Here is a 24,531-nt window from a genome sequence, read left to right on the forward strand (position 1 = left end):
TTGACAGCCGGTATCAGCTTGTTTGTGGTTTCGGCGGTGGGGGCACTTGCCGAGACGGATTATGGGGACTTTAGCAGTTTCGGCAATGCCAGCAGCACCATGGTGAGCACCATCAGGATAGGTGCCACCACTGACGGTGAACCTTCGGTCACGGCCAGTTCCCTCGCAACGGGAGATGACAACACGGGCACGGATGATGAAGACGGTGTGACCCTGCCGAGCAGTCTGGTCACGGGTACGTCAGGCAGCATTATTGTGAATGTGACGAACACCAGTGGTGCCACCGTCTTCCTCAATGCGTGGATCGACTACAACAAGAACGGTTCGCTCACGGACTCTGGCGAACAGATTGCCTCGAACACGATGATCGCCACGGGCAGCTCGAATTCCAACAGGACCATCAATTTCACAGTGCCGTCCGGCGCCACCCTTGGGAATGTGGGCGTGCGCGTGCGCCTGACTTCCACGAGCTCTCCAACGCCCCTTGGTCTGAAAGGCAATGGTGAGGTGGAAGATTATTTGGTGCAGATCTGCCCGGCCATCACGGTGGGTCCCACCACTCTGGGCACAGCGACGGTCGGCACCGCCTACTCGCAGACGATCAGTGCCAGCGGCGGCACGTCACCCTACAGCTTCAGTGTGAGCAGCGGCACGCTGCCAGACGGGCTGACCCTGAGCTCGGGCGGCGCACTGACCGGCACTCCGACCTCCGGTGACACCCAGACCTTCACGGTGAAAGCCGTGGATCAAAGCGGCTGTGTCGGCACCCGCAGCTACACGCTTACTCCGGCATGCACGGGCTATGTGATCTCACCGTTTGCCATGGGGTCGTGGGATTTGTCCACGGCGGTCAATGTGACAATGGTGGCCACGGCGACTTCGGGTTCTGTGAATACACCGCTCACTTGGTCGCTGGCGTCGGGCACGCTGCCAGCGGGGCTTTCCCTGAGCAGCGCGGGCGTGCTGAGCGGCACCACCACGGCGAAGGGCACCAGCAGTTTCACGGTCCAGGTCAGCGACTCCTACGGGTGTACCGCCTCGCAGTCCTATTTCATGACGGTGGCCTCCGGCACCAGCTACTCCAGTCTGCTCTACGTCAGCTCCGGCAGTGGCAGCACCGGCTATCTGGAGACGTATGATGTCTCCACTGGGGCCAAGGTGCTCGTCGGTCAGACGAAGGATTCGAGCGTTCGCTACCTCACGGACCTGGCGTGGTCACCTTCGGGCATTCTCTACGGGATCGACTTCAACAACATCTACCAGATCAATCCGACGACTGGAGCCCTGACGCGGCTGGGAAGTTTTGGCAACAGCCTCAACGGCCTGGTGTTTGACTCGGCTGGGAAGCCCTACATCAGCAGCGTCAACGACGGCGACATCTACACCTTCAATCTGTCCGCGCTGAGCACCAGCTCCACGACGGCGCTGACCCGTGCCTACAGTTCACCGTCCACCGTTCCGAATGGAGAGGCCCTCAACAGCGCAGGTGACCTTGCATGGATCGGCAATGAATTGTATTACGCGGTGGCCGGCAGCGGATTTAACACCTTCTATCTCTATAAAGTGCCGGAAGGCGGAACGGCCACACAGCTTGTGGGGCAGATCAAAACCACGGGGGGCGCGGCCATTGACGATGTGTTCGGTCTTTCCACGGATGGCTACGGCACGCTGTATGCGCAGGCGGGCAAGGCGCTGTATACGCTGGACAAAACCACCGGCGTGGCCACCACCGTGAACTCCAGCATCGCGGCAAGCGCCATCTCCGGCGGTGCGATGCGCTATGAATTCACCCAGGTGCTGGATGACTTTGGCGACTACTCTGGATTCGCGGTGGCACGTGACACCGTGTTCAGCTCGCTGCTGATGGGGGCGCTGGTTGATTACGACATTCCGGCGGCTTTCAATACGGCGGCGAATGCGGACGACCAGTCATGGACGGATGATGAAGACGGCGTGACGCTGCCAGCCAGCGCGGTGCAGGGAGCCACGGGCGTGAGTGTGACGGTGAAGGTGACGAACACCTCCGGTGCGCCTGCATTCCTGAATGGCTGGGTGGACTTCGGCAACAATGGATCTCTGACGGACAGCGGCGACCAGATCATCACCAACGTCACCATCCCCTCTGGCACCAGCAATGTGAGCCAGAGCTACACCTTCAATGTGCCTTCCACTGCTGCGGTGGGTGCTCTCGGCGCACGTTTCCGTCTTACTGCCGTGACCAATCCCGGCCCCACGGGAGCCAGCGGTCCGGGTGAAGTGGAAGACTATCTGTTCAATGTGACCTGCAGCACCATCACGCTGACTCCGGGCACGCTGCCCACTCCCACGGTGGGGGCCGCGTATTCGCAGACGGTGACTGCCAGCGGCGGCAACGGCCCCTACACCTACGCGGTGGCCACCGGGGCGCTGCCCGCCGGTCTTACGTTGAATTCCAGCACGGGTGTGATTTCGGGCACAGTCACCAGCTCCAGCGCCACCAGCTTCACGCTGCGTGCCACGGATGCGAAGGGCTGCACCGGCACGCTGACCAGCAGCATCACGCCGACCTGCCCGGCGGTGACGGTCACTCCGCCCACGCTCAACACACCGACGGTGGGCACCAGCTTCACACAAACCCTCAGTGCAACGGGCGGCATCTCGCCTTATACATGGGCGCTCACCAGCGGCACGCTGCCTTCGGGGCTGTCTCTGAGCACGAGCAATGGGACGATCAGCGGTCTCCCCACCAGCGCTGCCTCGACGAGTTTCACGGTGCGTGCCACGGACGCTGCGGGCTGTCTTGACACCCAGGCTTACACCGTCGCACCTGCCTGCCCGACGATCAGCATCTCGCCAAGCACGCTCGCTGCGGGCACGGTGGGTACTGCGTATTCGCAGACCCTGAGCGCGAGCGGCGGCACCGCAGCCTACAACACCTGGACGGTGACGAGTGGCACGCTGCCTGCGGGTTTGACGCTCAATGCCAGCACCGGCGTCATCAGCGGTACGCCGACGGCTTCCGCCAGTCCCTCGACCTCCGTGACGGTGCGGGTGAACGATGCCTATGGCTGCCAGGGGACGCAGGTGGTGACGCTGCAAATCTGCCCCGTCATTTCCGTCTCTCCCTCCATCCTGCCGACGCCCACCGTGGGCACGGCCTACTCACAGACACTCACCGCTTCAGGGGGCACTGCATCCTACACCTTCACGCTGGCCAGCGGTGCGCTTCCCACCTGGGCGACGCTGAGTTCCTCAGGCGTGCTTAGTGGCACGCCCAACAGCACCACGGCTGCCACTTTCACTTTGCGCGCCACGGATGCCAATGGATGCTCCACCACGCTTTCCTTCACCGTCACGCCGGTCTGCCCGACGGTGACCATCACGCCTGCATCACTCGCCACCGGCACGGTCGGCAGCGCCTACTCACAGACGCTTTCCGCCACCGGCGGTGTCGCGCCTTACAGCTCATGGACCGTTACTGCAGGAACGCTGCCAGCGGGACTCACGCTCAATGCCAGCACGGGTGTCATCAGCGGCACGCCGACGGCTTCCGCCAGCCCGTCGACCTCCGTCACGGTGCGGGTGAATGATGCCAATGGCTGCCAGGGATCACGCGCGATCACCTTCCAAATCTGCCCCGTCGTCTCATTCTCGCCCACGACGCTGACCACGGCGACGGTGGGCACGTCTTATTCTCAAACCATCACGGCCAGCGGCGGCACCGGCCCTTACACCTTCACGCTGGCCAGCGGCACGCTGCCCACCTGGGCTTCGCTGACTTCCGCTGGTGTGCTCAGCGGCACGCCGAACTCCACCACCACGGCCATTTTCACGCTGCGTGTCACGGATGCCAATTCTTGCACCTCCACGCTGGCTTACACGCTCACGCCACTGTGCCCGACGATCTCAATCACGCCCGCAGCACTGCCCGCAGGCACGGTGGGCACGGCTTACTCACAGACGCTCGCCGCGAGCGGTGGCATCGCTCCTTACAGCACCTGGACGGTCACGGGCGGTGCGTTGCCAGCGGGCCTGACGCTCAATGCCAGCACGGGTGTCATCAGCGGCACACCGACGGCTTCCGCCAGCCCCGCTACCACCATCACGGTGCGTGTGAATGACGCCAATGGCTGCCAGGGCACACGGGCCGTGACGCTGCAAATCTGCCCGGTCATTTCCCTCTCTCCCACGACACCGGCCACGGGCACCGTGGGGGTTTCTTATTCGCAGACGATCACAGCCTCGGGTGGTTCTGCCGCCTACACGTATGCGGTCGTCAGCGGCACGCTGCCTGCGGGTCTCTCACTCAATACCAGCACGGGTGTGGTGAGTGGTACACCTTCTTCACAGACCAGCGGCAACGTGACCGTGCGCGCCACGGATGCGAACGGCTGCCAGGGCACGCAGGCGATGACCTTCGCCATGGGCTGCCCGGCCATCACCATTTCCACAACCACGCTGCCGCTGGGCACCGTCGGCAGTGCGTATTCGCAGACGCTCGCGGCCACCGGCGGTTCAGGAAATTACACCTGGTCAGTCACCAGCGGCACGCTGCCAGCGGGCCTGACCCTGAGCAGCGGGGGCGTCCTCAGCGGCACGCCGACCACGGGCAATGCGGGCGGAGTCAGCGTGACCATCGCCGCCACGGACAGTGTCAACACCTGCGCCGGCACCAAGACCTTCACGCTGCAGGTCTGCCCCGTCGTCACGCTTTCACCTGTCACGTTGACCGCACCGACGGTGGGCACGGCGTATTCGCAGACCATCACCGCCTCCGGTGGTGCGGCCTCCTACACCTACACGCTGGCCAGCGGCACGCTGCCCACCTGGGCCACGCTGAGCAGTGCAGGGGTGCTGAGCGGTACGCCCACCACCACCACGGCGGCCACCTTCACGGTGCGCGCCACGGATGCGAACGGTTGCACCGGCACGCGCGCCTACACCGTCACACCGGGCTGCGCCACCATCGCCATCAGCCCCACCACGCTCACGCAAGGCACGGTGGGCACGGCTTACTCGCAGACACTGGCCGCCAGCGGTGGCACGGCGCCTTACAGTTCTTGGACGCTCATCAGCGGCACGCTGCCCACAGGTCTCACGCTGAATTCCAGCACTGGCGTCATCAGCGGCACACCGACGGCAGCGGCCAGTCCGGCCAGCTCCCTCATCGTGCGGGTGAATGATGCCAATGGTTGCCAGGGATCGCAGACCCTTTCATTGCAAGTCTGCCCGGTGGTCTCGCTCGCGCCTGCGACACTGACCACGCCAACGGTGGGGGTCGCCTATACGCAGACCATTTCCGCCAGCGGTGGTGCATCCCCCTACACCTTCACACTGGCCAGCGGATCCCTGCCAGCCTGGGCCACGATGAGCTCTGCAGGTGTGATCACTGGCACACCGACCAGCACGACCACCGCGGCTTTCACCGTCCGTGCCACAGATGCCAATGGCTGCGCCAAAACGCAGGCCTGCACCCTTGCGCCGGTCTGCCCCACGATCAGCATCCTGCCTGCCTCACTGGCGCAGGCTGTCGTGGGCACCGCTTACTCGCAGACGCTGACGGCCAGCGGCGGCAGCGCCTCTTACACCTGGGTGCTGACCAGCGGCACGCTGCCAACGGGGCTCACGCTCAATGCCAGCACCGGCGTGATCTCCGGCACACCCACCGTGGTGAATGCGACGGGGGCCAGCCTCACCGTGCGCGCCACGGACGCCAATGGCTGCCAGGCTTCCAAGACTTGGACCCTGCAGGTCTGCCCGGCCATCAGCATCACTCCTACCACGGCGACGGCAGCCATGGTCGGCACGTTTTACAGCCAGGCCCTCGCCTCCAGCGGCGGCACTTCGCCCTACACCTATTCCATCAGCAACGGCACGCTGCCCGCAGGCCTGCTGATCAGCAGCAGCGGAGTCATCAGCGGCACGCCGACGACTGCGAATGGACTTGGCAGCAGCTTCACGGTGCGCAGCATGGATGCCAACGGCTGCTTGAAGGACCAGATCATCAGCCTCAAAATCTGCCCCGTCATCTCCCTGGCCCCCCTCACCACCTCATGGATGGTGGGCGTGAGCTCGTCGCAGACTCTGAGCGCGAGCGGCGGCACCTCGCCGTATGTCCTGGCCCTTGCCAGCGGCACGCTGCCAGCGGGAGTGACCTTCAACGCGAGCACCGGTGTGCTGAGCGGCACACCCTCGAGCTCGACTTCACGCACCTTTGTCATCAGCGCCACGGATGCGAACAGCTGTGTGGGCACGCGCAGCTACACCATCACGCCGCAGTGCCCTGTTATCAGCGTCAGCCCCGGCACGCTGGCTGTGGGCATGGTGGGTTCCAGTTATGCACAGACTTTCATCACCGCAGGCGGCACTGCCCCTTACACGTATGCGATCACAGGTGGTTCGATGCCTGCAGGCCTGAGCTTCAACACCTCCACCGGCGCGATCAGCGGCACGCCGACTGTCGCGGGCAGCTCCACGCTCACGGTGAAAGTCACCGATGCCAACAACTGCCAGGCGACGATCACGCGCAGCCTGATCATCTCCGCCACCGTCACTTCGAACTGCCCCACGTCGCTCAATCAAAGCGTTGGCGGCGCTTATCTGGTGACGCGTCTGGGTCGTGACGTGCTCGGCGGTGAAAACAACGGAATCGGCACCTGCCTTTACAACATGTCGCCAAACGGACGATGGATCACCGGCATCCGCGTGGCCAAGAAATCCTACGGTTTCACCATGAACACGCTCACGGATGTGGCTGTGAACGTGCCTTTGCTGGACTCGACACATCCCTATGCCATGGGCCGGGATATCAATGACAGTGGTGATGCGGTCGGTTATGAGAAATGGACGGTGGGCAACAAGCTGAGCATCGTCCCATGGTTCTACAGTCAGACGAGCGGTGCCACGGTGCGGCTGATGACTCCGTATGATTCGAACGCCAGCATGAGCGCCATCCCCTCTGCGCTGACGAGTGACAGCGCGTATGCCTTTGGCACGGTGGATCCTGACGGCCCCGGCGGCCCCGTGCTGGCGCAGGGCGGCTACTGGAATCTCAACACACGTGCCTGGACTGCGATCTCCGGAGTGCGTGAAGTCGTCGATGCTTCTGCCGACGGCACCAAGCTGCTGGTGACGGACAGCAGCGGCGTGAGCAAGGTGCTCAGCGGCAGCCCCGCAGCAGGATACAATACCGTGATGGTCACTTTCACCGGAGGTTCGCTGAATGCGGGTCGCATCAGCCCGAACGGACGCTACATTGGCAGCAGCCAGCGCCTTTCCGGCGTGCCGACACCGTTTGTGTATGACACGCAGACCAGCACGCGGACCAATCTGCCACGCATCCTGCCGCAGGACAATCTGGGCGGCATCGTCGGTGCGGTGAGCGACACGGGCCGCGTGCTCGGCACGATCTATGGCAGCGGATCCACGGGCAGCTTTGCGGTGATGTGGGACACGCCGCAGGATTTGTACACCCGCATCTCCGACCTGCTCGTCTCCGACGGCCACGTGACACAGGACAGCACCTACTCGTTCTGGAACCTCTACAACGGTGGTGACGGCATCTCCGCCGACGGCAAGACGATGGGCGTCTTTGGTGACAACCCTTACGGCCAGGAAGATTCGATGGTGTTCCAAAAGGTGGATGTGGCTGACACACGGCTCTGCCTGGGCAATGCGGTGTGGCAGGACACGAACCGCAACGGCATCAAAGACTACGGCGAAACGGGCGCTGTGGGCGCGGTGGTGCATCTGTTCCATCCCGGTGCGGACGGCGTGCGCGGCGGCACCGGCGTGAATGCAGACTACGAGATTTCGACCCCGGTCACCATCTCCAGCAGCGGTGTTTATGTCTTCAGCGCCATCCCTTCGGGCAGCTATTATGTGCAGGTCATCCCACCGGCATCACTGCCAGTGACCTCCGGCGTGGTGGTGGCGCTGGACAACGGCGTGGACAATGACAACAACGGCATGCAGCCCGGCGGTCCTGGCACGCCGATCTACAGCCCGATGATCACGCTGATCCCCGGCACGGAATCGGTGAACGATGGCGACTCCAACACCAACACGGAATTCACCGTGGACTTTGCGCTGAGCGACGGAGTGAGCCTGGGCGATCTCGTGTTTGCCGACCTCAACGGCGACGGCCTCTATCAGTCCAATACTGAATCCGGCCAGGCAAACATCACGGTGCAGCTGCTGGACGCCACGACGAGCAACGTGCTGCTGACCACGACGACCGACGCCAGCGGCAAGTATTTCTTTGGCGGCCAGGCACCCGGCACCTATCGCGTCAACATTCCCACTCCGCCTGCCGTCTACACGTCCGCCACGCTCACGGTGTATGCTGACAATGGCGTGGACAATGACAGCAACGGTTCGCAAAACGGCGGTGCTGGAACGGCGACGATCAGTCCGGTGATCACACTGGCCACGGGAACGGAGCCGGGGGACTCGGGGAGCACGAGCTTTGAAGACACCATCGACTTTGGTTTCCGCTCCTGTCCTGTGATCGTGATGACACCCACGACGCTGACCAGCGGCCTTGTGGGCAGCGCTTATACTCAAGCCATGAACGCCACTGGCAGCAGTGCGACGCCTTACACCTGGAGCACATCCTCTGGCACATTGCCGGAAGGCTTGAGCATCAGCAGCACGGGCAGCATCAGCGGTACGCCGACGGTGCCGACGAGCGGGGTGAACGGCACGACCGTCACGGTGCGCGCCATCGATGCGAACACCTGCTTCAGAGACCAGGCGCTGCAGATCAAGATCTGCCCGGTGATCACGGTGAACCCCGCCACGCTGCCTGCCCCGGTGATCGGTTCACCTTACGCGCAGACGATCACGGCGTCCGGCACGACCGTCACGCCGGTGACGTTCAGCGCCACGGGCCTGCCTTCATGGCTGTATCTGAATGCGAGCACCGGAGTGCTGTCAGGCACGCCGACGAACTCCACCGCCGTCACCTTCACGGTGACCGCGACGGACGCGAATCTTTGCTCCGCATCCCGGACTTACACGCTGCCGCCTGTGTGTCCCGCCGTCACCATCACACCGGCTTCACCAGCGGTGGCCACGGTGGGGGTGCCATACAGCCAGTCGCTCAGCGCCTCGCCGACGTCCGGTCTGACCGCGCAGTATTTCTCGACGACGACCTTCAAAACGCTGCTGCTGACACGCCAGGAGACGGCCATCAATAATGACTGGGTCACGGGCTCGCCGGATCCAGCTGTTCCGGTGGACCAATTTTCGGTGCGCTGGAGCGGCTTCATCCGTCCTGCGACCACCGGCACCTACACCTTCCAGAGCACGAGCGATGACGGTGTGCGCGTGTGGGTGAACAACACGCTGGTCATTGACAAATGGATTGACCAGTCTGCCGCCACCTACACGGCCTCGGTGAATCTGACCGCAGGTGTGATGGTGCCGGTCCGCGTGGAATACTATGAAGCCGGCGGCAATGCGGTGATGAAGCTGTACTGGTCCGGCCCAAATCTGACGCTGCAGCCGGTGACGGGCTGGCTGGATTACGTGTGGGGAGTCTCGGGCGGTGTGCTGCCTGCGGGCCTGACGCTGAACCCGACCACGGCGGTGATCAGCGGCACGCCCACCACGGCGAACGGACTTGGGATCAGCCTCACCATCACCGCCACCGATGCGAACGGATGCGTCGGCAGCCAGGTGTGGCCGGCGCTGCAAGTCTGCCCCGCCATCAGCATGTCGCCTGCGACCCTGCCACCGGCGACGGTGGGGCAGCAGTACGTGCAGACGGTGGCGGCCACGGGCGGCGTGGCACCTTATCAATACAGCGTCGTCGCTGGCGACCTGCCAGCGTGGTGCACGCTGAATGCCACAACCGGGAAGATCTCCGGCACGCCGACCGACAACAGCCCGGGCAACTTCACCATCCGGGCCACGGATGCCAACGGCTGTGCGACCACGCAGATTTATACCCTGGACCCACGCTGCACGATCTTCGCCGTGACGCCGGGCACGCTGCCGAGCGCCACAGCGGGCACGGCGTATTCGCAGACCCTGGCGACCACCGGTGGCACCGGACCCTACACCTACACTTTGAGCAGCGGCACACTGCCCGCCGGATTCACGCTCTCCAGCGGCGGCGTCCTCAGCGGGACGGCCGCGACGGGAGACGGCAGCAGCGCCAGCATCACGGTGGCGATCACGGATTCAACAGGCTGCCTGGGGTCCGCGACTTACCAGGTGAAGGTCTGCCCGGCGATCACCCTCAGCCCGACGACGCTGCCTGTGCCTTACCTTGGCCTCAGCTATTCGCAGACGATCGCCACCAGCGGCACGAGCGCAACGCCGCTGACCTGGAGTGCGACGGGCCTGCCTGCATGGCTGAGCATCAACAGCAGCACGGGGGTGCTCAGCGGCACAGCCACGGAGAGCACGCCGGTCACCTTCACGCTCATTGCCACGGATGCGAACGGATGCACGGGCTCACGTTCTTACACACTGACGCCGGTTTGCCCGGTGATCGCGGTGGGAGGCACCACACCTGCCAACGGCTATCTCAGCACCAGCTATGGCCAGAGCATCACCGGCAGCGGCGGCACCGCGCCGTATTCGTTTGTGCTGGTGAGCGGCAGCATGCCACCCGGACTCAGTCTGGCCAGCAATGGCAACGTGACCGGCACGCCGACGACGCTGGGCACCTACACCGTCACCGTGCGCGCCACGGACGCCTACAACTGCCAGAGCACCGCGGCTGCGGTGACCTTCAACATCAAGGGAATGGGCATCGGCAATCAGGTGTGGGTGGACATGAACGATGACGGCCTGCGCGGCTCCTCTGAAAGCGGCGTGCCCAATCTGCCGGTGCAACTGTGGGCTCCGGGCATCAACGGCGTGGTGAACAACGGCAGCGGCGATGACGTGCTGGTGGCCTCCACCACCACGGACTGGGATGGTCAGTATCTTTTCAGCGGACTGGCTCCTGGAATCTATTACGTGCGCATCCCGACACCGCCGACTTTCTATCCGAAGGTGAGCACCAGCCAGGTGAACCAGGACAACGGCGCGAACAATGACAACAACGGCATCCAGGCGGTGTCCGGCATCGCGGTTGTCACGCCGCTGATCACTCTTTATCCCAACACGGAGCCCGGCGCTGGCGTGGATGGAGACGACACAGATTTCGACAGCAGCATCGACATCGGCTTTGCGAATTCGAATCCATGTCAGATCACCAATCTCATCGACAACCCGAGCTTTGAACTGCTGGGGCTGCCGAATGCGACGGGCACGGCCACGAGCGTGATGGGATATGACGGCACGGGCACCACGTTTGGCTCCGGCATCAATGCCTACCAGTGGCTGGGCGGCACGAACGGCACCAGCGGCATCGGCGAGCCGGTGCAGCGTGTGCAGATCGCCGTGGGCAGCAGCGGCTCCAAGGTTTCCTGGATGGAGAGTGTGAAGAGCCGGCACGGCAAGCGCATGGTGCTGCTGCAGGGCACGAACTCCGCTGTGAATCTGCTGCCTGCGGGCGGTGGCAGCTGGAGCAGCGTGCTGCAGCCGGGCAAAGAATATGAATTGAGCGTGTGGGCCTCCAGCGCCTCCTCCGGTGCGGCTTCGATCCTGTGGAATCTCGGAGCGAATGCGCAAATTTTCCAAATCATCACCGGAGCGACGCCGGGCTTGTATCAATACTACACGGTGCCGCAGGGTGAAATGAGCGCGACTGCTCCGGGCGTGAGCCAGTGCTGCGGATACAACGGCGGCACGATCTCGTACTCCGCCTTTGGCGCTTCCGATTACAACAACTGGACGGAAGCTGGCGCGAACAGCACGCAGCCGCTGTGGCGTCAGTTTACCTACCACTTCCGCGTGGCCAATGGCGCGACACCGTCTCAGATCGACACGGCGACGCTGGCGCTTTCCGGCGGCAGCAGCACCAATGCGGTGGCGGCTGACCTTGTGTATCTCTGCCAGGTGAACACCACGGCCACGCTGACGATCGGCAATCTGGTGTGGAACGACGCGAACAAGAACGGCGTGCGCGACACGGGCTCGAATCCTGAGATCGGCATCAGCAGCGTCGTGGTGGATCTCTTCCGCAGCACGAACGACATCGCCGGAGATGCCGATGACCTGCTGATCGCCAACACGACGACCAACTCGGCGGGCGCTTACAACTTCACCGGACTGGCCGATGGCAAATACGTGGTACGTGTGACGCCTCCTTCGAACATCCCCGCGACCGGCGGCAACGTCGTCGCGCTGGACAATGGGGTTAACAATGACAACAACGGCAGCCAGCCCGGCGGACCGGGAACGTACATCTACAGCCCGGTCATCACACTGGCCAGCGGCACGGAGCCGACGAACGATGGCGACACCAATCCTGACACGGAACTGAGCGTCGACTTCGGTTTGTTCTCCGGCATCCAGCTTGGCAACCAGCTCTTCATCGACGCCAACAATGACGGTGCCTTCAGCAGCGGCACCGAAGCCGGTGTGGGCGCTGGAGTGACGGTGGAACTGCTCGACGGCACGGTGAACACGGTCATCGCCAGCACGACGACGAACAGCTCCGGCGTGTATGGCTTCACGGTGTATCAGCCTGCGAACTACCGCGTGCGTGTGCCGACCCCGCCGTCGGCTTATCCGCTGGCTTCAGGCGTGGTGGACACTTCGGATGACGGTCGTGACAATGACAGCAACGGCATCCAGAGCAGCGGCATCAACACCGCGGTGATGAGCCCGGTGATCACGCTGACGGCGGGCGGCGAGCCGGGCAGCACAGGCAATTCAAACACGGAGAACACGATCGACTTCGGCTTCCGTGCCTGTCCGGTCATCACGATCAGCCCCGGCACGGTGGCGGTGGCCACGCAGTATGTGGCCTACAATCCGCTGACGCTGACCTCCAGCGGCGGCTCGGGCGGCTATGTGTATGCCATCAGCAGCGGTGCTCTGCCGAACGGCATGACGATGAACAACGCGGGTGTCATCAGCGGCACACCCGGCGCTTCGGCCGCACCTGGCAGCTACAACTTCACGGTGCGCAGCACGGACAGCATCGGCTGCTCCAGCACGCAGAACTACACGCTGACGCTGAGCAATGCGATCGTGACGGTCAATCCGGCCACGCTGCCTGCGGCGACGCAGTATGCGGCCTACACGCAAAATCTGGCAGCCACGGGCGGCACATCGCCATACGCCTGGAGCTACGGACCTTCCGCCCTGAGCGGCGCCGCCGCATGGTGGCCCGGTGAAAGCGGAGCCACGGAAGTGATCGCGGGCAACAACGGCGCGCTGATGAATGGCGTGGCCTTCACCGCCGGTCTGGTGGGACAAGCCTTCAGCTTTGATGGAGTGAATGACTACCTGCAGGTGGCCGATCAGTCCGTGATGCGTCCGGCGCAGATCAGCCTGGAAGCCTGGGTGCGTCCGGCCACTGCCACACCTGCGGCAGATCAGATCCTCATCGAGAAGACATCAAGCGCGACCGCTCCTGCAAACGGCTACGGATTGATCCAACCTAGCGGCACGAGCACCGTGCGCTTCTGGATCAATGGCACCGGCTCGGTGGCAGGCACGTCCGAATTTGTCGATGCGCCGCTGACGGTGGGCAGCTGGAGCCATGTGGTGGCCACGTATGACCTCACCAACATCCGCATTTATGTCAACGGCGTGCAGATTGCCACGAAGGCCTTCACCACGGCGATCAATCATTCAGCACAGCCGCTGGTGATGGGTGGCAGCGCGACTGCCGGCACCTCCTGGAACGGTGCGCTGGATGAACCGGTTCTTTACAACCGCGCGCTGAGTTCTGCTGAAGCGCTGGCACGCTACACCGTCACCAACAGCGGCAACAACGGCATGCCTGCCGGGCTGACGCTGGACACCACGACCGGCGTGCTGAGCGGCACTCCCACGGCGGTGCCTGCGAGCTATCCCTTCACGGTGCGCGCCACGGACGCCTACAGCGGCATCGGTCTGCGCAGCTACTCGCTGACGGTGGGCTGCCCGACGCTGAGCATCTCTCCGAGCACCTTCACGGATGCCACGCAGTATTCTGCCTACACGGCGGTGACGATGACCGCGACGGGCGGCACGGCTCCTTATCAATGGGATATCACCAGCGGTGCGCTTCCTACGGGCATGAGCCTGAGCAGCGCGGGCGTCATCAGCGGCACACCGGGCTCCGCACCCGCGACCTACTCCTTCACCGTGCGTGCGCGTGACGCCAACAACTGCGTGAGTACGAAGGCGCTGAGCGTGAAAGTCATCTGCCCGACGATCACCCTCACTCCGTCCACACTTTCGAATGCGCAGCAGTTTGCGGCCTACTCCTCCGTGCTGCTGGATGGCACGGGCGGCAGCTCCCCTTACACCTTCAGCATTCAGAGCGGCGCATTGCCCACGGGCATGAGCCTTTCCAGCGCCGGTCTGCTGAGCGGCACACCCACGGCGGTGCCGGGAGATTACACGGTGGTGGTGAGGGGAACGGACAGCGCGAGCTGCTCCGCCACACGCAGCTACACGCTGCATGTGAACTGCCCGACGATCACCATCAGCCCGTCCACCCTGGCCGGCGGCATGCAGTATCAGGCTTACAGCCAGACTTTGACCGCGAGCGGTGGCAATTCCACCTACACCTGGTCGCTTGCCAGCGGCAGCCTGCCAACGGGTCTGACCCTGAGCAGTGGCGGAGTCATCAGTGGTACACCGACGGTGGCACCTGGAACCTACACCTTCAGCGTGACGGCGACGGACTCCGTGGGATGTACGGCCACGCGCTCCTGCAGCATCGTCTTCAGCTGCCCGGCCATCGCCATCACACCGACGACGCTGCCACAGGCCACGACGACGGTGGCCTACAGCCAGCAGCTCACGGCGACCGGCGGCTCCTCGCCTTACACCTGGACGCTGGCCGCGGGTGCACTGCCATCCGGCATCACTTTCTCCTCCGCAGGTCTGATCAGCGGCACGACTTCGGCGGTGGGCTCGTTCAACTTCACGGTGCAGGCGAGCGATTTGAACGGTTGCGTGGTGCAGCAGGCGCTGGCGCTGGGCGTGAACTGCGCGGCGATCACCATCTCCCCTTCATCCCTGACCACCGCGACGGTGGGCACGGCCTACTCGCAGCAGTTTAGCGCCACGGGTGGTGTGGGCACGAAGACATGGACCGTGAAAACGGGCACGCTGCCTGCGGGCATGACGCTGAGCTCGGCAGGTCTGCTGAGCGGTACTCCCACGGACACGGCAGGCACCTTCAACTTCACGATCCAGGCGATGGATCAAAACAACTGCCCTGGTACCTCGGCCTACTCACTGACGCTGCAGTGCCCCACGATTACGATCACGCCGAGCAGCGTGCCGAACGGCACCGTGGCCACCAGCTACTCGACGACGCTTTCGGCTTCTGGCGCGACGGATCCTTACACCTGGACTCTGCAGTCGGGCAGCAGTCTGCCTTCCGGCCTGGCGCTGAGCACCGCCGGCGTCATCAGCGGCACGCCCACGGCACCGGGCAGCTACAGCTTTGGGGTGACGGCACGCGGCAGCTATGGCTGCACCGGCACGACGACCATCACCATGACGGTGAACTGCACCACACTGGCGCTGAACCCAAGCAGCCTGAGCTCGGGCTATCGCGGTGTGTCCTACAGCCAGACGGTCACCGCCACAGGCGGCATCAGTCCTTACACTTATTCGGTCACCGCAGGCAGCCTGCCTCCGGGCGTGACCTTGAATACGAGCACGGGCGTGATCAGCGGCACGCCGACAGCGGCGGGCAGCTTCAGCTTCACCGTGCGCGGCGTGGACAGCGCGACGTGCTCCGGCACGCGGGACTACATCGCCGTGATCAATGGTCTGACGCTTGGCAATCTGGTGTGGCAGGACACGGACCAAAGCGGGACGAAGGATGTGGGTGAGCAGGGCATCGGCAGTGTGTCGCTGCAGCTGTTCTCCACCACGGACTCGGTGATCGGCAACGGGGATGATGTGTCCCAGGGCACGACGACCACGGACGGCACCGGCGCGTATGCCTTCACCGGACTCGCACCTGGAAAATACTTTGTGAAGATCGCCACGCCGCCGACGGCCTATCCGCTTTCCTCCGGACCGCAGGTGGCGCTGGACAACGGCGTGGACAATGACAACAACGGCGTGCAGGCTGGCGGCGTGAGCACCGCCATCGTCAGCCCGATCGTCACGCTCGCGGTGGGCCGTGAGCCGGGTGATGTGGTGGGCGGCATCGATGCGGACAACACGCTCGACTTTGGTTTGCGCGCAGTGCCGGCCTCCCTCACGAACCTGCTGGAATACGAGCTGAACAGCAGCAGCGGCGGCCTGCCCGCACCGCCGAGCATGAAGAGCTCCGCCGTGGTGAATGCGGCGAAGATCCAGATCGAGGACGACATGAACGGCCTCACGGACATCAGCGAACCGACCAACAACGGGCCGATCCGCAGTGGTGCGCTCTCACGCCGCATGCGCGACTGGGATTCCGCGTATGACACGGGCTATGATGCCGTGCCGGGCTCGCTGGTGCAGCGCCCTGACAGCCTGTGGATCCGGTTTGACATGGACCCGACGGCCACGGGCAACATTGGCAACCTGCTGTTTGATGTGTACCGCGTGGGCAGCACCGCGCCGGTGCAGGGGAAGGTGTTCCTCTCCTGGATGGAAGGCGCGACCATGAAGACGGTGACGACGAACGTCTTCCAGCTTGCAGCTACTGCGTCCTGGTATTCAATGAACCTGGCATGGACCAACTCCATCGGCGGTGCATCGACGCTGCCGACGGGAGCGCAGCTCGCGGGCAAGTCCTTCATGATCGAAGTCTATCTCTGGGGCGGTGACGGTTCCGGATACATCGACATCGACAACATCCTGCTGCAGGGCAGCGCCACCACCAATCCGCAGACGCTGGCCATCGGTGACTTCGTCTGGGCGGACACGAACGGCAACGGCATCAAGAACCCACGCGAGCCTGGACTGCAAAACATCACGGTGCAGCTCATGAACCCCGGTGCCGACTCGCTGGCGAACACGGGGGATGACACGCTGGTCTCCACCACGACCACGGATGCCAACGGCTACTACCTCTTCAACGGCCTGACTGCGGGCAATTATTTTGTGCGTCTGCCAACGCCTGACGCAATGTGGCCGGTGGCCTCTCCGAGCGTGAATCTGGACAACGGCGTGGACAATGACAGCAACGGCATTCAGTCCGGTGGATCTGGCACGGCGGTGTCCAGCCCGGTGATCAATCTGGCTTTGGGCAAGGAGCCGGGCAATCTTTCCAGCGGCGGCGGCAACCAGGACATGACGGTGGATTTCGGCTTCAGCGCCGCGATGACGATGGGCAGCCTGGTCTTTGCGGATGCGAACAACAACGGCCTTGTCGATGTGGGTGAGACCGGTGTCGAAGGTGCGCAGATGGAAATTTACACCTCCACCGACACGACGGTGAACAATGGGGATGACGTGAAGGTGGGAACGACCTTCACCACGGGCAGCGACGGTCTCTACAGCTTCAGCGGACTCAACGCGGGCAAGTATTATGTGAAGCTCACGCCGCCGATCACGCATCCGCGCCGCAGCACGACGAGCAGCAATGCGGACAATGGCATCGACAACGACAGCAACGGCATCACGCAGTCCGCCACGGGCGCGCCGATTTATTCGCCGATGATCACGCTTTCGGCGCTGACGGAGCCGGGCAACCTGTTGGCACCGTTTGGAAGCAACCTCGACAACACGATCGACTTTGGCCTGCGTCCGACTCTCTGCCGCATTGGCAACCTGGTTTACAAAGATGCCAACAACAACGGCGTCTATGATTCGGGCGAAGGCGTCGGCGGCGTGCGCGTGGAACTGCTCAACAGCGCGGGTTCGTTTGTGACGAGCACGACGACGAGCACCAGTTCCAGCGTGCGCGGGCGGTATCAGTTCACCAACGTGGTGCCAGGCTCCTACTATGTGCGCGTGCCGGCCTCCGAATTTGCCACTGGCAAGGCGCTGGTGAACACGATCTCCATCTTCCCGTCCAGCTCTTCGGACAATGACGTGGATGACAACATCGTGGGTAATGACGACGGCATCGACAACGCGCTGCCCGCCACCAACGGCATCAGCAGCGCACTGATCTCACTGAGCGACAGCGGTGAGCCGATCAACACGAACGGCGAGAGCGGCGCGTTCAACACTCTCGACGACACCGATGACAACAATGGCAACATGACCATCGATTTCGGCTTCAAGTCCAGCGGGCCGAGCGCCACGGGCTGCTATCACTTCCTGGCCATGGACTCCAACGCCGACGGCGTGCTGAGCGGGGCCACGGAATGGACACCGGTGCAGGCGTATGATTTCAACTACACGCAGGGCGGAGTGGCCACGATGAGCAATGCTGATGTGATCTATGATGCGGCGCTGAGCCGTCTGAACGTGGACCTGACGTTCAACCAGATCGGCGCCTCCAAGGTGGACGCGCTGTGGTTCCTGGTCAGCACGGGCGGGAATCCTGCGACTGCGGACCATGCCATCGTGTATGTGGACGGCATCACGCGCGCCAGCCCGACAGTGACCATTTACAAGTATGATACCACGCTGGGCGGCCAGAGCTGGCAGACGGCGGCGAACCTGATGGTGAGCACGGCCTCCGGCAACAGCACGGCGGGAGACGTGATGCTGAACAAGGTCACTGAGGCCGGCAGCAGTGTGCGCTTCCAATGCGTGATCGATGTGAGCCGCGTGAACAACGCGACGAACTGGAGCGCGATGGGGGTGGATTCCGCGACGTGGGAAGGCATCCAGACCGGCGGCGCCACGGGCATCGAGCTGCACATGGTGGACCTTGGCAGCACGCCGACGTATGACAGCAACGGCGCGCTGACCGCCTTCAGCTATGCCACGGAAGGCTCCTTCGTGACCGATCCCTCTGGTGTTTTCACCATCGCCACGGAGCCGTGCTCTGTCTCGCCATGGGTGAATATGGGGAACTTGGTGTGGAACGACGCCAACAGCAACGGACTGCGCGACGCCGGCGAACTCGGCATCAGCGGCGCGACGGTGCAGCTCTTCAGCCCGGGTGCGGACAATGCGGTGGGCGGCAGCGGCGCGAATGCGGACACGCAGGTGGGCGCGAGCGTGCTGACCAGCAGCACCGGGGTGTATGCCTTCACCAATCTGGTGCCGGGCAAATACTACGTGCGTGTGACACCGACGGTGAGCGTGCCGGGTGTGAGCAGCGTGGCGGTGACGCTGGACAACGACGTGGACAATGACAACAACGGCAGCCAGCCGGGCGGTCCGGGCACGTTTGTGTACGGTCCGGTGATCGATCTTCAAGTGGGCACGGAACCCGCCACCGGTGTGGATGGCGACGGCACCAATGGTAACAACACCCTCGACTTCGGTCTCTTCACCGGCATCACCGTGGGTGACCTGGTGTGGAATGACGTCAACAACAACGGACTCAAGGACACCACGGAAACTGGAGTCAGCGGCGTGCAGGTGGATCTCATGAATCCCGGCGCGGACAACGCCGTGGGCGGCAGCGGATTGAATGCAGACACGGTGCTGCAAACGATCTCCACGCTGAGCGGCGGCTCCTACAGCTTCAAGGTTTACACCGCCGGCAACTACTACGTGCGCCTGACACCGCCCGCCGCCTACTCGCTGGCCAGCAGCACGGTCGTCACGGCTGACAACGGCGTGAACAATGACAGCAACGGCTCGCAGCCGGGTGGTGCGGGTTCGGTGGTGAACAGCATGGTGTTTGCGCTGACTCCTGGCGGTGAGCCCGGCAGCACAGGGCTGACGAACACGGAAAACACCATCGACTTCGGCCTGCGCTCCTGCCCGGTGATCAGCATCACGCCTGCGACTCTGACGAATGCGCTGAAGGGCTCGGCCTACTCCGCCACGTTCAGCGCTGCGGGCGGCAACTCGCCTTATGTGTGGAGCCTCGCCACCGGCAGCACGCTGCCGGGCGGACTGGCGCTTTCCAGCGCAGGTGTGCTGAGCGGATCGCCCACAGCCGCGACGGGAACCTACAGCTTCACGGTGAAAGTGGTGGACGCCTCCAACTGCTCCGCCACACAGGCGATGACGATTGGCGTGGTCTGCCCGACGCTGACGCTGTCCCCAACCACGCTTTCCTCGGTGGCGCAAAACACGGCCTTCAGCCAGCAGTTCACCACCACGGGCGGCACTTCGGCCTACACCTACACACGGCCCTCCGGCACGCTACCTACGGGCGCGACGCTTTCCAGCAGCGGTCTGCTTTCCGGCACCATCACCGGCGCACCGGGCACTTACTCGTTTGTGGTGCGCTCCACGGATGCGAATGGCTGTGCGCTCGATACTTCCTTCAACTGGGTGGTCACCTGTCCGGCGCTCTCGCTAGCTCCGACCACGGTGCCAGCGGCGACGCAGTATGCGGCCTACTCCCCGCAGACGCTGACCGCCAGCAACGGCACCAGCCCGTATACGTGGAGCTTCACCGGCACGATGCCAAGCGGCATGACCCTGAGCAGCGGCGGCATCCTGAGCGGCACGCCTTCCAGCGCGCCGGGCACCTACAACATCACCGTCACCGCCACGGATGCCAACGGCTGCGCCAAGTCCGGCGTGTATGCCATCACGGTGAACTGCCCGTCCTACACCATCACGGCGCCGACCTTCCCGAGCGCGACGAAGAATGTGGCATATCCGAACCAGCAGCTCAGCGCGTCTGGCGGCACCACGCCGTATAACTGGACCCTCGCCTCCGGGGCACTGCCTGCGGGCATGTCAATGAGCACCGCCGGTCTGATCTCCGGCACGCCGACGGCCGTGCCTGCCACTTACAATTTCACGGTGCGTGCCACGGATTCGGTGAACTGCTCGGTGACCAAGGCGCTGGCCATCGTCATCGCCTGCCCGACGCTGACGATCACTCCGGCGACGCTGCCTGCGGGAGTGCAGTATGCGGCTTACAGCCAGACGCTGACGGCGGCAAACGGCACGTCTCCTTACACCTGGAGCCTGGCCTCTGGCGTGCTGCCTGCCGGCATGACCCTGAGCAGCGGCGGAGTGCTCAGCGGTACGCCGACGAGCCTGGGCAGCTTCACCTTCGTGGTGCGTGCGACGGATGCGGACAACTGCTCCTCGACGATTTCCTACACCTTCACGGTGAACTATCCGCCGATCTTCATCACGCCGTCCACGCTCTCGAACGCGACACGTCTGGTGCCCTACTTCACGCAGCTCACCGCCACCGGTGGTACCGCGCCTTACACCTTCAGCAAGCTGACGGGCAGCCTGCCCACGGGCCTGTCGATCTCCACCGCAGGCGCGATCTCCGGCACCACCACGGCATCTCCGGGCACCTACTCCTTCACGGTGCAGGCGCTGGATGTGAATGGTGCGCCGGGCACGCAGCCTTATACCATCACCATCATCTGCCCGACGATGACCATCTCTCCGGCGACACTGACAAACGGTGTGGTGGGCACGGCTTACACGGCGTCGTTGACGGTTTCAGGCGGCAGCGCTCCCTACACCTGGAGCGTGGCCAGCGGCGCACTGCCAGCCGGACTTTCGATGAGTGCCAGCGGCCTCATCTCCGGTACTCCCACACAGGCCACCACGGCGTCCTTCACGGTGCAGGCGGTGGATTCGTTCAACTGCTCCTCCACCCAGATCTACACGCTGTCGGTCAACTGCCCGTCGGTGAGCATCACACCGACCTCGCTGACGAGCGCCTACTACGCCATTCCTTACAGCCAGCAGCTCACCTCCAGCGGCGGCACCGGACCGTACACCTATGCGGTGATCGCAGGCTCTCCTCCGGCGGGCATGACGGTTTCCTCCAGCGGATTGATTTCCGGCTCTGCCCAGGTGTATGGCACGGCGAACTTCACGGTGCGCAGCACGGACGCCTACAACTGCTCCGCCACGCAGTCCTACTCGCTGCTGGTGAAGGGGCTCAGCATCGGTGACACCGTGTATGAAGACAGCAACTTCAACGGCCTGCGTGATGTGGGCGAATCCGGGATCAGCGGCGTCACGGTGGAACTCTGGGATCCAGGTGCGGATCATGCCATCGGTGGCAGCGGTCCGAACAGCGATCTGATGTTCACCAGCACGACCACCAACGGGCAGGGTCAGTATACCTTCATCAATCTGCAGCCCGGCACCTACTTCATGCGCGTGCTGATGCCCACCGAGCTGAACATCATCGGCGGCAATCCGGTGAACCTCGACAACGGCGTGGACAATGACAACAACGCCGCCTCCCAGCCCGGCGGTCCCGGCACACCGGTCTTCTCCCCAGTCATCACGCTCGCCACAGGCGCTGAGCCGACGGTGGATGACGGCGATGCGGACACGGAGAACACGATCGACTTCGGCCTCTTCCGCGGCATGAACGTGGGCAACCTCGTGTGGCAGGACACGAACGACAACGGACTCCGTGACAACGGCGAGCCGGGCATCGACGGCGTCACGGTGCAGCTGTGGAATGCAGGCGCGGACGGCAGCATCGGCGGCACGGATGATGTGCTGCTGAGAACCACCACCACGAGCGCCGGCGGGGCCTATCTCTTCACTTCGGTGCCGCCGCTGAAAGTCTATGTGCGCATCCCCCGTGCCCCGGCCGCACAGCCGCTCTCCAGCAGCAACACCACCTTTGTGGACAACGGTGTGGACAATGATGACAACGGCCTGCAGCTGAGCGGTGGCGCGGTGAACAGCCCGGTGATCACGCTGACTGCCGCAGATGAGCCGGGCACGGGCGGCGGCACCTACAACGAAACGACCATCGACTTTGGCTTCGTCAATGTGACGCCGAGCATCTACGTGTCCGCCACGCAGGCGGACAGCATCCAGGCCTTCAATTCCAGCACGGGACTCTACTCCGGCTCTCTGGTGCCCGCGTTTGGCACGAGCCTCAGCCAGGGCAATGCGGACTACGGCGACGTGCCGTATGGCATGGAGCTGGGTCAGGACGGCAACTGGTATGTGGCCCACTACGGCGCCAGCAACCTGCGCAAGATCAGCCCCGCCGGCACCGACCTGGGTCCGGTGCTCGACAACAGCGCCACGAGCATGAGCCTGGTCTCCCAGTTCGCCATCGGGCCGGACGGAAACTTCTATGTGTATGATGTGAACGGGGGCCGCGTCGTGCGCTTCCAAGGACCGACGGGCGACGTTCCAGGCAAGCCGATCGGCGCCTCGGCTCCCTACACCTTCATCACTCAGACGGATGTGGAAGACATGAACTTTGGCCCGGATGGCAACCTCTATCTGGTGGTGCAGACCAACGACACCCGTGAAGTGCGCCGCTACAGCACGACGACGGGCGCGCTGCTCAACACCATCGTCACGGACATCCAGCTCATGGCCATGGTGCCGGGCGGGCAGTCCATCGCGCTGATTTCGGGCATCGACATCGAAGGCAGCACGCTCTACGGCGTGAACCGCTCCGATGGCGAGGTCTTCAGCGTCGATCTCAGCACGCCTGCCGCGCCGGGTCTGCCGCAGCTCATCGCCACGCTCTCCAGCGCAGGCAAGGGTGAGGTGGACACACGTGACATCGAGTTCAACCCATCGAACAACAAGCTCTACATCTCGGGTTACAGCTGGGGCAAGCCGGTCAACGCCGGCAGCTTCAACAGCGGGGCGCTGATCAGTGTGGACATCACCACTGCGCCCAACGGCACGGTCAATGTGTTTGAAGTGCCGATCCCACGGCCACCGGGTCCGAACTTTGAAATCTGGTCCGGTCCGCGTGACCTGGCGATCGGGCGTCCGTTTGCGCCGCTGCCAGACAGCGTGGCCATCGGCTCGCTGGTGTGGAATGATGACAATGCGAACGGCATCCAGGATGCGGCAGAGCTGGGCATCCCCGGCGTGCGCGTGGACCTGTGGCGGGATCTGAACGGCGACTCCGCCGACGGCGCCGAGTTCCTCGTGGGCTGGACTTACACGGACAACAAAGGCTTCTACTACTTCTCCGGCCAGGCTCCGGGCGTGTATCAGTTGCAGATTCCTGAGTCCAACTTTGTGGACGGTCTGCCGCTGGCAGGCAGCGGCTATAGCAGCCCGATCTCGTCCAACGTGGATGACCAGATCGACGGCGATGACAGCGGTCGTCAGCCCGGTGGTCCGAAGACGGTGGTGAACAGCCCGCTGATCACGCTGACTCCCGGCGCCGAGCCTGTGGGCAACGGCTCCGCCGGCGCGGAATTTGGCCGCGGTGGCGAACTGGACAACTACACGGTGGATGCCAATGGCGACATGACGGTGGACTTCGGCTTTGTGGAGCCCGGCATCATGGGCATCGGCAACCTGGTGTTCGTGGATGACAACGGCAACAACCGCTTCGACGTGGGCGAGGGCCGTGATGATGTGACCATTCAGCTCTACCGCTGGGGCGACACTCCAGGAGTGACGACGCCGGTGGCCACGGCGGTCACCGCCAACGGTGGTCTCTACCTCTTCAGCAATCTGTGGCAGGGGCAGTACTTCATCCATCTGCCGGCCTATCAGTTCGAGTCCAGCGGCAATCTGCGCGGCCTT

General features: G+C 63.8%; 1 protein-coding gene (only partly in view). It reads left to right on the forward strand.

Translation table 11 applies throughout. The annotated features are described in order from the left end of the window. A protein-coding gene (locus AC24GY_RS22200) for a putative Ig domain-containing protein (RefSeq protein ID WP_487687334.1) crosses the window boundary here: on the forward strand, positions 1 to 24,531 show its 5' portion. It continues 5,919 nt past the right edge of the window; the window shows 24,531 of its 30,450 coding nt (coding positions 1–24,531); its start codon is at positions 1 to 3; its stop codon lies off the right edge, out of view.

The sequence above is a fragment of the Prosthecobacter sp. Pr1 genome (assembly GCF_057652315.1).